This is a genomic window from Aquimarina sp. Aq78 (assembly GCF_900299525.1).
GTDB lineage: Bacteria > Bacteroidota > Bacteroidia > Flavobacteriales > Flavobacteriaceae > Aquimarina.
Map to the genome: position 1 here is coordinate 275701 of NZ_OMKA01000029.1, position 13907 is coordinate 289607.

Below are 13907 nucleotides of genomic sequence, written 5' to 3' on the forward strand. Positions count from 1 at the left end.
TTATTTATTTTTAAACAACTTTCTTCATCTAACTTCATACATGAAAAGATCATAATAATCCAGAACTTTTATGTTACAACAAAATATTATTACTTTTAGCCTCACAAGGAAACTACTATCAACTAAAAATGAAAGAAACGGGAAGATTCTTAAAAGAGTATCGCGGTAGCGAATGTCTTAATTGTAATGTACCATTAGATGTTATCGATCGATATTGTCATAATTGTGGGCAAATTAATACCAATAAAAGATTATCGCTCAAAGATTTTTTTAGTGAGTTTTTTGCCAGTATCTTTTCTTATGATTCTCGCTTAAGGCATACTATTATCGCATTACTTTTTAGACCTGGAAAAATCTCTAAAGAATACACCCAAGGTAAAAGAGTAAAATATGCTAACCCATTTCGGTTTTACCTTAGTGTCTCTATCATCTTTTTTATCATTAATGGTTTATTTATTGATTTTGATGGATTTAGGACAGAAATTGAAGATAAAGCCAGCTTCGGAAAAGAAGCTATTACCAATATCAAAGAAAACATCAAAGTGGATGATTCGCTAAAACAGAAAATTAGTGATCAAATATTAGCGACTAATGGCATTTCTAAATCAGACAAAGAAAAAATTAGTGAAGGAATTCTAAAAGTTGAGGAATTCCCTTTATTGAATGACAAACCAACCGAACCAAAAGAAATCACCTATTATTCACAAAAACAGATTGATAGTATTGGTTTTTTCAAAAGAGGCTTTAAACTATGGCCTATGTATGAAGATTATTATGATAAAACAAAAGAAAAATCTACCTATAGAGCGTTATCAGAACTAAAACATGAAAGAAATCAATTTAACAAATACATCTATCATAGAGTGCTAAAAACCAAATCAATAGAAGAAAACTATGGGCAAGAATTCTTTGAATTCATATTTAATAAATTACCCTTCATTATATTCTTCTTTCTTCCCTTTTTTGCTTTAAGCATTTGGCTCATATATATCAGAAGGCCTTTTAACTATATGGAACATCTGGTATTCATATTTCACACACAGACTATGTTTTTTATAATCATAGGTTTTTCAATTTTGATTGCGAAAATCACCAACATTAATACTCTTTTTGGGATTGCAATGCTTGTTTTCTTATTTTACCTATATAAAGCTATGCGGAAATTTTATAACCAAGGTAGAGTCAAAACAATTGTTAAATTTCTGCTTGTGAACGTATTATTTTTTATCTTAGCAGGCATAGGTTCTATATTAACTATAATAGGATCGGTGTTTATATTTTGATATGGTACAGCAAATTACCAGAGGAATAAAAATTTCGGTGGATACGACTTTTGAAGGTACGTTCTATAAGAACTATAAGATTCACTTTGCCTTTGGTTATCGAATTACTATAGAAAATCAAAGTAAAGATTCTGTACAACTTACTTCTCGTTTCTGGGAAATCAAAGACGCTTTAAATAATACTGAAATTGTAGAAGGAGAAGGTGTAATTGGCAAGAAGCCAGTTTTAAAACCTGGCGAGTCTCACACTTATAATAGTGGTTGTTTGCTTAGTTCTCCTTTTGGCGCTATGAAAGGGCACTACAATATGGTTAATTTTACATCCACCAGAAAATTTCAAGTCATGATTCCTGGTTTTAAACTAAGTGCCCCTTTTGCACTTAACTAACAATCCTCTTCACTAATTCAAATCTAATTTTCTTTCCGTTTTGCTCTACATGACAGTACTTACAATTAGAATCATATACAAAACTATATTTCTTTAAGATATCAAAACCATCCTCTACCAAAGTAAAAAGTCCTTTAAAATCTTCTTTACCATATTCTGTATACCTTCTAATCTCGAATATATCATTCTCTAAAGATTTGTCTAATGTAAAATATGCGCTACTACCGGTACCTGAAAGAAAATGAGCATTTTTCAAAAACCCTTTTGGATTTACAATATGATTATGCTTAATCTTGGGGATGTTTTTATCAAAATAATTAGTCAGGTTTTCTTTAAAAACAGATCCTGGATATACATTCAACTTTCCATGTTCTACTTGATAAATTGGATTCCCAGCAGCTCCCTTTTCTACATTCCCCAAAGGGCTTGGTGTAAACATTTTATTACGTAACAGCGGTTTTCTAATTTTAGCATAATCTGTACTTGCCAAAATCGTATCGGTAACAATTCGGGAACAATTACTTCCTTCTTTTCCGAAAGCTTTATATGGTAAGCATCCTTTTTCCTGAACAGACAACACATAGCTACTTGCCTCTTTATAATGAATATAGTCACACACAGAAGCTACTAACCGTCCGTCGCCATGTGTTTTGTCTGGATTTGCTTCTAACCAAAGCAAAAACTCTTCTACATTATCCAACTTCGAATCAGGTGTTATAGTAGCTTTGAATGGTATTTCTAACTCAACATCGGTAACCGCACTTCTCACCCTACCATACCCTGGCGGAGTAATGTATCTGCCAAAATCATAATACTCTGCTCTACCTGTTTCATTTTCAATAAGAACAAAAGCCGCATGACCTGCTTTGATATAACTATGCTTTCCCAGACCCAAAGCTAAAAGCACTTTAGTCGAGGGCTCATCAGAGTGTTTTACAAATGTATCAGGATAAGCAAGTGAAATTATTTTACCTGTATAATTCAATTTTACATAAATTTAGATAGTTTTCTTAAGCTGTTATAGCTTCAAAAACAACAGTACTTACTTCTTTATTTTGCAGATTTTCGTATCGCATAGAAAGCTCTTCTTCATTTTTTATAACTTGAGTAATACTTCTGGTTTTCAAGAACCCTCTATCTATTTGCAGATCAATATCTTTATCACCTACTCCGGCGTTTTTATGAAAATCCAAAAGTGTCATTGGAGTTAATACATTCTGGTTTTCATAAGCAGCAAACCACTTTTTGCGTGTTGCTTTCATATCTTTAGTATATAAAGTAGAAGACGACCATATATGGGTTTCCTTTTCTAATCTCCTAAGGTGTTTTTGTTGCCCATCCCAAACCATTTCAAAAAGTAAAAGATCAGATTGCCAATTTGCAGCTACAATCGTAAAAGGCTCTACCCCTTTACAATTATATGCCAGAATTGCTTTTTCTAAATCATCGGCTTCTAATAGATCTTTCACGACCACTCCTCTACTCTGCCTATACGACGCCGACCTTTCATGAATTTCGAACCCTCCATTAAGTAAGCAAATCATAGTATTTTTATCACTAACACCAATCCAGGTACCTCCAGCCACAGCATCCTTAGGAAATAGCATTCTGGTTTTATTTACCTGATAAAATTCAGGAAGTAGTGTTTTTCGATTTACAGCCTCATCACGATTAGAGGTTAGTATAAAATTATTTTCTTGAGTTGGGATTAACGTAACTGTACACATAAATTTTGGGTCGGCTAAATATCCCACAACTTACAAAAAAAATTACATACTATATATCTTTACAATATCAAATGGAGAAGTAGTTTTTTTGTTTAACACCACATAACTATTCTAAAACAACCCGTTATCAAAAAAGATAAGTATAACTACAAAAACACGAGGGAAAAAATATGAATTCAAGCATTTTACAGATTTTTTTGGTATAAAAGGTTAAAATAGATTTTAGCCTATATAATTTTCTATCTTTGCTATCTTAAAATGATTAATTCATTAGATAAATACATCTTACTAATTTAAATTAACACATTACATCATGGGAAAAGGTTTTTTTCAAGTTCCTACTGCATTAAATGAGCCAATAAAGTCTTACGCTCCCGGTACACCGGAAAGAGAAGAAGTTCTGGCAACTTATGCAGCAATGTACAACACTACTGTAGACGTACCTTTATATATTAATGGTGAAGAAATAAGAACTGGAGACACCTCTACAATGGCGCCTCCACACGATCATCAGCATATTTTAGGGACCTACCATAAGGCAGAGAAGCAACACATCCAAAAAGCAATCGATACTGCACTTGAAGCTCGTAAACAATGGGCTGACTTAGCATGGGAACAACGTGCTGCTGTATTTTTAAGAGCTGCAGAACTTATTGCAGGGCCATATCGTGCAAAAATCAACGCAGCTACTATGCTTGCGCAGTCTAAAAACATATTTCAGGCAGAAATTGATGCAGCGTGTGAGTTTATCGACTTTTTACGTTTTAACGTAGAATATATGACTCAAATTTATGAAGATCAGCCAGATTCTACATCTGGTGCTTGGAACAGATTAGAGTATCGGCCACTAGAAGGTTTTGTATATGCAATTACTCCTTTTAATTTTACAGCAATTGCAGGAAATCTACCTGCCAGTGCTGCTTTAATGGGAAATACCGTAGTATGGAAACCAAGTGACAGTCAGATCTATTCTGCAAAAGTTATCGTAGATATCTTTAAAGAAGCAGGTGTACCTGATGGAGTTATCAATGTAGTTTATGGAGATCCTGTTATGATTACTGATACTGTTTTAGCAAGTCCTGATTTTGCAGGAATCCATTTCACAGGAAGTACTCATGTATTTAAAGATATTTGGGCAAAAATCGGTACCAATATTCATAACTACAAAACATATCCAAGAATTGTAGGAGAAACTGGTGGTAAAGATTTTATCATGGCACATCCTAGTGCAAATGCGAAACAAGTTGCTACTGGTATTTCTCGTGGAGCATTTGAGTTTCAGGGACAAAAATGTAGTGCAGCCTCTAGAGCTTATATACCAAAGAGCTTATGGGCAGATGTAGAAAAATATCTGAAAGAAGATGTCAAGTCTTTCAAAATGGGATCGCCAGAAGATATGAGTAACTTTATTACTGCAGTGATACATGAAGGATCATTTGACAAACTTGCTAAATATATCGATCAGGTAAAAAATGATGCAGATGCAGAAATTATAGCTGGTGGTGGGTACGATAAATCCAAAGGATATTTTATTGAGCCAACTGTAATAGTAGCTAAAGATCCAAAATACACTACAATGTGTACAGAATTATTTGGTCCTGTTATTACAATATATGTTTATGAAGACAATCAATGGGCTGAAACATTAGAACTGGTTGATGGAACAAGTGAATACGCATTAACTGGAGCTATATTCTCTACAGATCGTTATGCTGCTGCAGAAGCAACTAAAGCATTAGAAAACTGTGCGGGTAACTTCTACATTAATGACAAATGTACTGGAGCTGTTGTAGGACAACAACCATTTGGTGGAGCCAGAGCTTCTGGTACAAATGATAAAGCAGGTTCATACCTCAACTTATTACGTTGGGTATCACCCCGTATGATTAAGGAAACATTTGTTTCTCCGGCAGATTACAGATATCCTTTTTTGGGAGAATAATCTCAACAAATTATATATAAAAAAAGTGCCAAATGGCACTTTTTTTTTGTTTGGGCATACCACTTAAAACTTTTAAATTTACTCCAAATTACACACCAACTTAACATGAAGAAAATATTAATTGCCGGAGGAGGTATTGCTGGTCTTGCAGCCGCAAGGATGCTTCAAAATCAAGGGTATCAGATCAGGTTAATTGAAAAACAGCCTAAATGGCAAATATCTGGAACTGGATTATACTTACCTTCTAACGGAATTGTTGCATTGGATAAAATCGGACTGGGAGCTATTGCAAGAGAGAAAGGGTTTATTATAGATTATCGCAATATAAAAAGTGCCCAAGCAGAAACGATACTTGATTTAGATCTTGAAAAAATATGGGGAAGAGAAAAACCATGTCTGGGCATAAAAAGAAAAGTACTCCACGACATTCTTATTAATGGAATAAATAATATTGACATTGTTTTTAACACCACTATCAAGAATTTAAAAACAAATCCACAATCTGTAGAAGTAGAATTTTCTAGTGGTTCTAAAGAAGAATATGATCTGGTTATAGGGGCGGATGGGTTGTATTCTAAGACCAGAAATTTAGTTTTGGGAGATATCCCTCTAAGAAAAGTAACTACTCAGGTATGTCGTTTTATGATTAAAAAACCAAAAGACATTAATTCATGGACTTTATTTATAAGCTCAGCAGGGCAATTTCTAATCATCCCTACCGATAAGGATTCTGCATATTGTTATGTAAATAGAAAAACAAAAGGTTTTAAAACATATGACAAAAAACAATATATGGAACCTTTTAAAAAATTTGCTTCTCCAGTTCCCGAAATTCTTAACACATGGGACCCCAATGAAGCCTACTGGAATGATTTAGAAGAACTTCCTCAATTACCAGTTATGGGTAGTAGCAGAGTCGTTCTCATAGGAGATGCAGCCCACGGAATGCCTCCATTTATGGCGCAAGGTGGTGCTCTAGCTCTGGAAGATGCTGTTGTATTATCTGGTTTACTTAAAAACGAAGATTGGAGCACCATGGCTTCTACGTTTTCAAAAAACAGGATTAATCGTATAGATTGGACCAGAGCTCGTAATCAAAAACGCGAAAAACTCTCTAAATTACCTTATTGGATTGCCAAGCTAGGATTAAAAAAAGTAGGAGAAAAAAACTGGACCGAAGATTACAGGCCTCTTACCAAAACCCCTAATTGGTAGATTTAAATAATACATGTATCTTTTTCCTCTAAACAAAAAAACAACATATCGCAACCTAGTATGATTATAAGAACAGCTATAATAGAAGATCTACCTATTCTTTTGGATTTTGAACAAAAAATCATTGAGGCAGAGCGCCCAATGGATCCTACATTGATACAGGATAAAAAAATAAGCTATTATAGTGTTAAGGATTATGTCTTATCTGATCACACAGAGGTTGTTGTTGCTGAGATTGAAGGAGAAATTGTTGGAAGCGGCTACGGACAAATACGTGACCGAAAAAACTTCTTTAAACAAAAACAATTGGGGTATATCGGTTTTATGTATGTAAAAGATGAACATCGAGGAAAAGGTGTTAGCCAGGAAATCATAAAATACATATGTGATTGGTTTGCAAGTAAAAATCTAGAAGAAATACGCCTTACCGTTTATGATCAAAATCCAAGAGCTATACGAGCTTATGAAAAAGTTGGTTTTAAAAAGCATCTTATTGAAATGCGAGTTAATCTAAAGGACATAAATTAATGCATATATTTTAAAGATATATACATTATCCTTTCTTCAAAAAAAATGAATGTATAAGGTTTTAACTTACAAATCAAACACTCTTTTTTACTTCAATATTTTTTTCATCTTCTTTACCAGTATTAACCCCAGATCCCCAAACACACAATTGACTTAATATAGGCAACAATTCCTTCCCCCTTTCTGTTAAAGAATATTCGACTCTGGGGGGAACTTCTGCAAATGATTCGCGCTTCACAACCTCTTTTTGTTCTAATTCTTTAAGTTGTTCTGTTAAAACTTTTCTGCTAATTCCTTCTACAAAAACCGTTAATTGCCCAAATCTTAACTTACGTTCTCCTAAAACATAAATAATAATAGGTGCCCATTTATTTCCTATAATATTCGTTGCGTGAATCATTGGACAATGATTCGGATTATGAATTAATTTCCTGCTCATAATTCTTAATTTTCCGTTAAACAACCCCATTAGTTACATCGAGGTTACCATTTTTTAGAATACAAAAATACAAATGTTTCTTTTAGAAACTATTAATAATTACTTTTATAAACTTTTAATACAAAAAATATACAAAATGAAAATTTTTCAACCATATTCCTTAGGTTCAATTACTTTAAAAAATCATATTGTGATGGCTCCTATGACTCGTAATAGAGCAATCAAAAACATTCCAAATGATATTATGGCATTGTATTATGAACAACGTTCTGATGCTGGATTGATTATAACCGAAGGAACTTCGCCATCTCCTAATGGATTAGGATACGCTAGAATTCCCGGAGCTTTTACTAATACTCAAATTGAAGGATGGAAAAATATTGCCTCAAGAGTACATAGCAAAGACAGTAAAATTTTTGTGCAATTAATGCATTGCGGAAGAGCTTCTGCAACTCCAAATTTACCAGAAGAGGCAAAGGCAATGGCTCCATCAAGCGTACAACTAAGTGGAGAAATTCACACTGACTTATTAGGAAGTAGTCCTTATGCCATTCCTGAAGCCATGTCGATAGACCAAATACAAAAAACTCAAAACGAATACATACAAGCAGCAACTAATTTAGTGTCAGCAGGAATCGACGGAATAGAGCTTCATAGTGCGAATGGTTACTTACTTGACCAATTTTTGAATCCCGCATCTAATATTCGTAACGACGAGTACGGAGGTTCTTATAAAAACAGAACTCGTTTCTTACTAGAATTAACACAAAAAACCATTGATGCTATTGGCGCAAATAAAGTAGGTGTACGAATCTCTCCTTATGGTATTTTTAATGATATGCAAGGTACGTATGATGATTTAGTAGAAATGTATAGCTACTTAGCTGCAGAGTTATCAAAACTTAATATAGCATACATTCACATCGTAGATCATCGTGGTATGGGAGCTCCAGATTTTCCGACAGATATTGTTACAACAATCCAGAATATTTTTAAAGGAACAATTATCACAGGAGGAAATATAAATACAGCAAAAGAAGCGCAAACAGTATTGGATAAAGGAAGTGATCTTGTTTACATAGGAAGACCATACATATCAAATCCAAATCTTATTGAAAAATTAAAAAATAACATTGCATTAACTCAGCCTATCATGGATACTTTCTATACTCCTGGTGAAGAAGGCTATACAGATTATATTAGCATGTAAATTAGTTAAAGCATATTACAAAAAAAGGAGTTTTAGATCCATTATAAAACTCCTTTTTCCTTATACTTTATATTTTAAAGGAAGGTAAACCACTTTTTTAGTTTCATAAAACTCTTCTTCAAAAACATCTGATAATTTGTGTTCTACAGCTTTTGGAAATAAAGCTAGTTCTTCTGTAAGATCACCTCCTTTAAGATATAAAATCCCGTTTTGTAATTCGTGATTATTCTTTTTGGCAATATTTTTTCTGATCCATTTCACAAAATCAGGCATATTGGTGACCGCACGACTTACAATAAAATCAAAACGATTATCAAATGTACCAGCTCTTCGCTGTTCTGCTTTAACATTATTTAGATCTAATGCATCTGCCACTTCATTGACAACTCTAATTTTTTTGGCAATAACATCAACCAAATAAAATTGAGTTTCGGGAAATAAAATCGCTAATGGAATTCCAGGAAAACCTCCACCAGTTCCCACATCCAGTACTTGTGCTCCCGGTTTAAACTCCAAAATTTTTGCTATCCCCAAAGAATGCAAAATATGTCTTTCGTATAACAATTCGATGTCTTTACGAGAGATAACATTAATTTTAGCATTCCATTCTGTATATAAATCTTCAAGTTTTGAAAACTGTAATCTTTGTTCTTCAGTTAGGTTCTGAAAGTATTTAAGTATAATATCCATCAAATAGTAATTAAAGCACAAAAATACACCTTAAGATGAGATATTTTACTTCTTTTTAGGAACTTAAAAAAATTTAAATACCTAACTTTACCCAATATAATTATGATCAATCTCGTTTGATCATAAACCTCAATGCTCATGACTGCACCAAACATACGTTTTAGCAGAGAAGATTCTGCTAAATTTTTTAAAACATTGAACAAACGTGTAAATCAATATTTTAAGGACAACAACATTAAACGAACAGGAAACTGGCGATTACACATTAAAACCATCGTTATGTTTTCTCTTTTTCTAACTCCTTATTTTTTAATTCTTACCCTTAACATTTCGCAATGGTGGATGCTACTGCTCACTATAGTAATGGGAGTAGGAATGGCTGGTGTAGGTATGAATGTGATGCATGATGGCAATCATGGTTCATACTCCTCAAAAAAATGGATCAATAACCTAATGGGAGGCAGTATGTATATCCTGGCAGGTAATGTTTATAACTGGCAGGTACAACATAATGTTTTACACCATACATATACAAATATCCATGGTCATGATGAAGATATGGATGCTGGCCGGGTGATTCGTTTCACAAAACATTCAAAATGGAGACGTTTTCATAAGTTTCAGCATTATTATTCTATATTTCTTTATGGTTTACTAACTTTTAACTGGGCGTTGACTACAGATTTTAAGCAAACTAAAAATTATCTTGCCCGTAAGCTTTCTTATGGAAAACTACCTAGTCCATTAAAACAATGGAGCACAGTAGTAATAACTAAAATCATTTATCTTTTGATCTGGATTGTAATTCCTATGATCATTATGTCTATCGCATGGTGGAAAATTTTAATAGGGTTTTTCATAATGCACTATGTTGCAGGATTGATATTAAGTGTAGTATTTCAATTAGCCCATATGGTAGAAGAAGCTCAAATGCCGATCCCTGATAATACAGGAACCATGAAAAATAGTTGGGCTGTACACCAACTGTTTACTACAGTTAATTTTTCTACAAAAAATAGATTAGTAAATTGGTTTACCGGTGGCTTAAATCATCAGGTAGAACATCATATCTTCCCTCACATAAGTCATATTCATTATACCAAAATCTCTAAAATTGTAAAACAAACAGCTTTAGAATTTAATCTACCATATAACGAGTACAAAACCACGCGGAAAGCTATTATTGCCCATTTTAAACATCTTAAAGAAATGGGAATGAAGCCTGCAATACAATCATAATTTTTATTTACCAGATAAAATGAGCACACAAGTATCAGAAATGAGCATACAATTATCAGACAAAATCAATGCACTTAAAGCATCAGCTACATTAGCAATGGCTGCAAAGGCACGTGAACTAAGAGCCGAAGGGAAAGATATTATTGGCCTTAGTCTTGGAGAACCAGATTTTAACACTCCAGATTTTATTAAAGAAGCTGCTATACAAGCTGTAAACGACAACTACAATTCGTATACGCCGGTTGATGGATACGTAGAATTAAAAGACGCAATTATTACTAAATTTAAACGTGATAATGGTCTTACTTATGATCGCTCACAAATTGTTGTGTCTACCGGAGCAAAACAATCTCTTTATAACGTTGCTCAAGTATATATCAACCCAGGAGATGAAATAATTCTACCATGTCCTTACTGGGTAAGTTACAGTGACATTGTAAAGCTTTCTGGTGGAGTTCCAGTAGAAGTAAAAACTTCTATTGATACCGATTTTAAAATGACGGCTGAACAGCTCGAAAAAGCGATTACACCAAAAACCAAAATGCTATGGTATAGCTCTCCTTGTAACCCAAGTGGATCTATTTATAGCAAAGAAGAATTAAGAGCATTGGCAGACGTACTACAGAAATACCCTAATATCATTGTAGTAAGTGATGAAATATATGAGCATATTAATTATGTTGGCGGTCATGCTTCTATGGCTCAATTTGAAGACATGTATAACAGAACAGTAACTGTTAATGGAGTCGCTAAAGCTTTTGCTATGACGGGATGGCGAATAGGATACATTGGAGCACCAACTTCAATTGCTCGCGCATGTAATAAAATGCAAGGCCAGGTAACCAGTGGAGCTAATTGTATTGCTCAACGTGCAGTAATTACAGCTCTTGAAGCTCCTGTTAGCAAAATTCAATATATGGTTGATGAATTTAAAGAGCGAAGAAAACTAATACTAGGTTTGTTATCTGAGATTCCAGGATTCGAATGTAATGAACCAGAAGGAGCATTTTACGTTTTTCCTGACATCTCACATTACTTTGGTAAAACATTACAAGGACACACTATTGAAAATGCTACAGATTTTTCAATGTTCTTATTAGAAAAAGCTAATGTTGCCACAGTAACAGGTATCGCTTTTGGAAATAGCAATTGTATTAGAATATCATATGCTGCCAGTACAGAAGAAATTAAAGAAGCTATCAAAAGAATTAAAGAAATCGTGAGCTAAAAATTAACGATTTTGACTTTTTACAAATATGCCAATGCCTATAAAATAAGGTATTGGCATATTTTTTTAGTAAACGTTAAGTAAATTTTAACCTTATTTTACAATTTTTAAAATTGCCTTCTATACTAAATAAGCGAAATTAGAGTTATACTTTAGCTATATCCCGAATATTAGTTTTTCTAAGAAACAAATATTCAAAAAGAACCAACTTAAAACCAATTGTTATGGATACTCTAGAAAAGGAACGTATCGTCAAAAAAAATGTTCTTGAAATTTTTAAAGAAAACTTTGACGTAACTCACACAGATGATGAAATCTTAAACATTAAACCAGAAAAAGAGTTTAGCGCTAATTATATCAGATACTATGAATCAATATTAGATATTTTTCTAATTGAAGATAGAGAGCTAAAAAGCATAAAGGGAACTGTAAAAGACACCATCAAAAAAGTTGCTGAATTATGGGCTATCGTGCCAAATTCTTCTGCAACCTGGGAGTGGCAAATGCAATAAACTCTAGATTACCTATTTCTCCAGAAGAATGGGGTAAGAAGTATCAGCACTGTAAAGAGCTCTAATCTTCCTATTAACATAAGGAAGCAGCACCACCATTTCCCAAAGGCAGGCAATACATCAAAGTTATTTACAGGGCTAAGTTTACCAAAAGCAGGACCAACATTACCTAGAGAAGAAGCAGCTCCTCCAATTGCAGTTTCAAAATCTAATCCTAATGCGCCTAAGACCACAGAACCAATAATAAAGGCAAGCATATATAATATAAAAAATGCCAATATATTAAATACAATTTCCTTAGAGACTGATCTTCTATTATACCTTACCGGAAGGATTGCTCTGGGATGTAATGTTCTTTTAAATTCTAAAATCCCATTTCGAATAGTTATCAAATGCCGCATTACTTTTATACCTCCCGAGGTAGATCCCGCAGAACCTCCCAAGAACATAATTCCAAAGAAAAGAACTGTTAAAAAAGGGGTCCACATTGTAAAATCCGCACTCACAAAACCTGTAGTAGTAATTACCGCAAGCACTTGAAATAATGCATGACGAAAAGCACTCTCTGCCTCTCCCCACACCATCGGATGATCAATAGATGACATAGATACATCTGCTTTACTATATATCACAAGGGTAGCTATTACTGTAAAAATAATAACAGAAAGGGCATAAAATTTAAATTCTTCATCCTTTATAATTTTCTGAATCTTACCCTTAAACCCAAAATAACTAAGAACAAAATTCATACCAGCCAAAAACATAAACAGTATGATAATATATTGTATTAGCGGTTGATCATTCCAATAGGCAACACTTGCATTTTTTGTAGAAAACCCTCCTGTAGACAATGTACTTAATGCATGATTTATAGCATCAAAGAAATTCATCCCTGCTAGTTTCAAAAGAATCGTTTCTGCAACAGTATACCCAAAGTAAATCAACCATAATCGCTTTGCAGTATCTGTAATTCTAGGATGTAATTTATCTGCACTTGGCCCAGGTGCCTCTGCTGCAAACAACTGCATACCTCCTATTCCTAATAATGGCAAAATAGCAATAGCCAACACAATAATCCCCATGCCTCCAATCCAATGTGTTAAACTACGCCAAAACAAAACTCCTTTAGGGATAATCTCTATTTCATTAAGAATAGATGCACCAGTAGTAGTATATCCGGACATCGTTTCAAAAAAAGCATTGGTAAAAGATGGTATTGCTCCAGAGAATAAGTAAGGCAATGTTCCGCTAAGAGACATGAATATCCAACCAAAAGTTACAACAATATACCCATCTCGTTTATTAATCTCTTTCTGATGTTCTCTTGTTAAAAACATTAAGATGATCCCGATAAACATCGTAGCTAAAGACGCCATCATGATTTCTATAGTAACTCCATCTTTATAGATAAAACTGATACATGTGGCGATTAGCATAAAGCCGCCGTTACAGAGCAATAAAAGCCCCATGATATGTGAGATAATCTTATAGTTTAATCTATACATC

At 33.7% G+C, this 13907-nt stretch carries 14 protein-coding genes; 9 read left to right on the forward strand and 5 right to left on the reverse strand.

Annotation, left to right across the window (positions count from 1 at the left end):
• The first annotated feature begins 128 nt into the window (after positions 1-128).
• Together DG435_RS20720 and apaG are read left to right on the forward strand one after the other, a co-directional pair.
• On the forward strand, positions 129-1283 hold the full coding sequence (locus DG435_RS20720) for a DUF3667 domain-containing protein (protein ID WP_106793141.1): 1155 nt from the start codon (positions 129-131) through the stop codon (positions 1281-1283).
• A 1-nt stretch (position 1284) separates the two neighbouring features.
• Positions 1285-1671 carry a Co2+/Mg2+ efflux protein ApaG gene (gene apaG / locus DG435_RS20725; protein ID WP_024772812.1) on the forward strand — a complete coding sequence of 129 codons (387 nt, stop codon included), beginning with the start codon at positions 1285-1287 and terminating at the stop codon, positions 1669-1671.
• Here apaG and DG435_RS20730 read toward each other — a convergent pair.
• Together DG435_RS20730 and DG435_RS20735 are read right to left on the reverse strand one after the other, a co-directional pair.
• Positions 1664-2656 (reverse strand): DUF6695 family protein, encoded by a 993-nt coding sequence (locus tag DG435_RS20730; protein ID WP_106793142.1) that lies wholly within the window; start codon positions 2654-2656, stop codon positions 1664-1666. The two genes, apaG and DG435_RS20730, sit on opposite strands and share 8 nt — an antisense overlap.
• Positions 2657-2681: 25 nt before the next feature.
• The gene (locus tag DG435_RS20735) at positions 2682-3398 is read right to left on the reverse strand and encodes an NRDE family protein (protein WP_106793143.1); all 717 of its coding nucleotides are present in this window, start codon (positions 3396-3398) and stop codon (positions 2682-2684) included.
• Positions 3399-3711: 313 nt separating this feature from the next.
• Between DG435_RS20735 and pruA the strand changes: the two genes are divergently transcribed.
• The 3 genes from pruA to DG435_RS20750 all read left to right on the forward strand — a co-directional run bounded on the left by pruA (position 3712) and on the right by DG435_RS20750 (position 7083).
• Entirely contained in the window at positions 3712-5340 is a 1629-nt protein-coding gene (gene pruA, locus DG435_RS20740) for an L-glutamate gamma-semialdehyde dehydrogenase (RefSeq protein ID WP_106793144.1), read from the forward strand.
• A gap of 105 nt (positions 5341-5445) precedes the next feature.
• Positions 5446-6555: an FAD-dependent monooxygenase gene (locus DG435_RS20745; RefSeq protein WP_106793145.1), complete on the forward strand. Its 1110-nt coding sequence runs from the start codon at positions 5446-5448 to the stop codon at positions 6553-6555.
• A gap of 60 nt (positions 6556-6615) precedes the next feature.
• Positions 6616-7083, forward strand: coding sequence for a GNAT family N-acetyltransferase (locus DG435_RS20750; protein WP_106793146.1), 468 nt, complete (start codon positions 6616-6618; stop codon positions 7081-7083).
• Between the two features lie 73 nt (positions 7084-7156).
• On the opposite strand, the gene DG435_RS20755 is transcribed toward DG435_RS20750, so the two are convergent.
• Complete coding sequence (locus tag DG435_RS20755) at positions 7157-7522, reverse strand: helix-turn-helix domain-containing protein (protein ID WP_074408594.1); 366 nt, start codon at positions 7520-7522, stop codon at positions 7157-7159.
• 136 nt (positions 7523-7658) lie between these two features.
• On the opposite strand from DG435_RS20755, the gene DG435_RS20760 reads away from it, so the two are divergent.
• The gene (locus DG435_RS20760; protein ID WP_106793164.1) at positions 7659-8732 is read left to right on the forward strand and encodes an alkene reductase; all 1074 of its coding nucleotides are present in this window, start codon (positions 7659-7661) and stop codon (positions 8730-8732) included.
• A 60-nt stretch (positions 8733-8792) separates the two neighbouring features.
• Here the strand turns inward: DG435_RS20760 and rsmG are convergent, their stop codons facing one another.
• Positions 8793-9422, reverse strand: coding sequence for a 16S rRNA (guanine(527)-N(7))-methyltransferase RsmG (gene rsmG / locus DG435_RS20765; RefSeq protein WP_106793147.1), 630 nt, complete (start codon positions 9420-9422; stop codon positions 8793-8795).
• A 138-nt stretch (positions 9423-9560) separates the two neighbouring features.
• Here rsmG and DG435_RS20770 point away from each other — a divergent pair, with 138 nt between their 5' ends.
• The 3 genes from DG435_RS20770 (at position 9561) to DG435_RS20780 (ending at position 12401) form a co-directional block, all read left to right on the forward strand.
• Complete coding sequence (locus DG435_RS20770; protein ID WP_106793148.1) at positions 9561-10661, forward strand: acyl-CoA desaturase; 1101 nt, start codon at positions 9561-9563, stop codon at positions 10659-10661.
• Positions 10662-10701: 40 nt separating this feature from the next.
• Positions 10702-11889: a pyridoxal phosphate-dependent aminotransferase gene (locus DG435_RS20775; RefSeq protein ID WP_024772570.1), complete on the forward strand. Its 1188-nt coding sequence runs from the start codon at positions 10702-10704 to the stop codon at positions 11887-11889.
• A 224-nt stretch (positions 11890-12113) separates the two neighbouring features.
• Entirely contained in the window at positions 12114-12401 is a 288-nt protein-coding gene (locus DG435_RS20780; RefSeq protein ID WP_024772569.1) for a hypothetical protein, read from the forward strand.
• Positions 12402-12409: 8 nt separating this feature from the next.
• Here the strand turns inward: DG435_RS20780 and DG435_RS20785 are convergent, their stop codons facing one another.
• The gene (locus tag DG435_RS20785) at positions 12410-13906 is read right to left on the reverse strand and encodes a TrkH family potassium uptake protein (protein ID WP_024772568.1); all 1497 of its coding nucleotides are present in this window, start codon (positions 13904-13906) and stop codon (positions 12410-12412) included.
• Position 13907: the final 1 nt, after the last annotated feature.

Bases quoted from the DNA above. Each gene is read 5' to 3' on its own strand.
- DG435_RS20720 (WP_106793141.1), top strand. From the start codon at position 129: ATGAAAGAAACGGGAAGATTCTTAAAAGAGTATCGCGGTAGCGAATGT.
- apaG (WP_024772812.1), top strand. From the start codon at position 1,285: ATGGTACAGCAAATTACCAGAGGAATAAAAATTTCGGTGGATACGACT.
- DG435_RS20735 (WP_106793143.1), bottom strand. From the start codon at position 3,398: ATGTGTACAGTTACGTTAATCCCAACTCAAGAAAATAATTTTATACTA.
- pruA (WP_106793144.1), top strand. From the start codon at position 3,712: ATGGGAAAAGGTTTTTTTCAAGTTCCTACTGCATTAAATGAGCCAATA.
- DG435_RS20745 (WP_106793145.1), top strand. From the start codon at position 5,446: ATGAAGAAAATATTAATTGCCGGAGGAGGTATTGCTGGTCTTGCAGCC.
- DG435_RS20750 (WP_106793146.1), top strand. From the start codon at position 6,616: ATGATTATAAGAACAGCTATAATAGAAGATCTACCTATTCTTTTGGAT.
- DG435_RS20755 (WP_074408594.1), bottom strand. From the start codon at position 7,522: ATGAGCAGGAAATTAATTCATAATCCGAATCATTGTCCAATGATTCAC.
- DG435_RS20760 (WP_106793164.1), top strand. From the start codon at position 7,659: ATGAAAATTTTTCAACCATATTCCTTAGGTTCAATTACTTTAAAAAAT.
- rsmG (WP_106793147.1), bottom strand. From the start codon at position 9,422: ATGGATATTATACTTAAATACTTTCAGAACCTAACTGAAGAACAAAGA.
- DG435_RS20770 (WP_106793148.1), top strand. From the start codon at position 9,561: ATGACTGCACCAAACATACGTTTTAGCAGAGAAGATTCTGCTAAATTT.
- DG435_RS20775 (WP_024772570.1), top strand. From the start codon at position 10,702: ATGAGCATACAATTATCAGACAAAATCAATGCACTTAAAGCATCAGCT.
- DG435_RS20780 (WP_024772569.1), top strand. From the start codon at position 12,114: ATGGATACTCTAGAAAAGGAACGTATCGTCAAAAAAAATGTTCTTGAA.
- DG435_RS20785 (WP_024772568.1), bottom strand. From the start codon at position 13,906: ATGTATAGATTAAACTATAAGATTATCTCACATATCATGGGGCTTTTA.